This is a genomic window from Pseudolactococcus yaeyamensis, from assembly GCF_054658615.1.
In genome coordinates, this window is record NZ_BAAGGP010000188.1 from 1 (window position 1) to 1,132 (window position 1,132).

Here is a 1,132-nt window from a genome sequence, read left to right on the forward strand (position 1 = left end):
GACCTCCTCACTCATTCAAGTCAGGGCAATAGGCAAGTATCATTATCAAAATCAATTTGTCATCGCACTTGATTGCCTAAACCAAGTGGTCACTCAATCTTTTTTCGCTAAACAAACGTTCGTGGCGAGATTGGTCAATAGCTTAAAATTGATTTCACGTATCTGAATAGTTTTTATTGAGTTGTCAAAGAACATATCAACTAGGAAAGGGAAAACATTCTTTAATGTGGCGGTATTCTAAACTTTAAAATTCCCGCTATCAAGTGTGTTTCAAGCTGTCTCATCATGACTTCATCTGCATGATAACTGACATAGCCATTCATATTTTGAGAGTTTCTCATAGACAATTTAGCAATATAACGTGCGTAGTGATGAACAATATGAAGTAAGGCTTCATCATCTTCTACTACGGCACATTTTATCACACTATAAGTTACGAGAAATCTCTTGCTCATTTTTGCTCCCTTACGAGAATGTTTCGTAATTTTTCAAGTGAACGACTTCTCCGTTCCTGAATTGTAATTCGATTTTTTTGAAACCTTGCACCTATTTCTTCATCTGTCATAGAGAGAAAATAATGTAGCAGTATGATTTCTTGATTTTCTTCTTTAAGCAAATTCAGAGCAGTAGCGAGCGCTTCATTATTTAAGGATACTGATAATTGAACAGTAAGCAATGGAAAAATAAACTCCTCATTAGAAAAATCAGGTTGACATAAAAGTTCATCAGGTAAAAAATGTCTTTCTAACAAAGCATCTAACGAGGCAAATAATTCTTGTTGGTGTTTCTCTACTCGAAAAATGTCATAAGCTTTATTTTTTAGCACTTTTTTACAATAACTATCAAATAATTGTTCAATTTCTTGTATTGTTAGTTTCTTCATAGAAACGTCCTCCTTATGTCGTTTCCCTTTCCATATACTAATACGAACGAAAACACAAAATAGTCGTGTTTTTGAAAAAATAATTAAAAAATATTTATTTTGGATATAAAAAAAGCAGAAAGAAATTAGCTCTTTCTGCTTTGTCCCTCTCATCTGACTGTTTGTTAGACAAGAGATTATTTCTTCATTTTGGTCCATTGTGTTTTAATTGAGATATTATTCTTTTTTATAAAAGAGATACCAAGAAAA

General features: G+C 32.3%; 2 protein-coding genes. Both read right to left on the bottom strand.

The genetic code is table 11. The annotated features are described in order from the left end of the window. Positions 1 to 221: 221 nt before the first annotated feature. Entirely contained in the window at positions 222 to 455 is a 234-nt protein-coding gene (locus tag ACYQ21_RS15625) for a helix-turn-helix domain-containing protein (protein ID WP_460059604.1), read from the bottom strand. After that, a complete protein-coding gene (locus ACYQ21_RS15630) occupies positions 452 to 883 on the bottom strand; it encodes an RNA polymerase sigma factor (RefSeq protein WP_460059605.1) in 432 nt (143 codons plus the stop codon). The genes ACYQ21_RS15625 and ACYQ21_RS15630 overlap by 4 nt, the downstream gene beginning before the upstream one ends. Positions 884 to 1,132: the final 249 nt, after the last annotated feature.

Coding starts and splice junctions, on each gene's coding strand:
- ACYQ21_RS15625 (WP_460059604.1), bottom strand. CDS start 455: ATGAGCAAGAGATTTCTCGTAACTTATAGTGTGATAAAATGTGCCGTA.
- ACYQ21_RS15630 (WP_460059605.1), bottom strand. CDS start 883: ATGAAGAAACTAACAATACAAGAAATTGAACAATTATTTGATAGTTAT.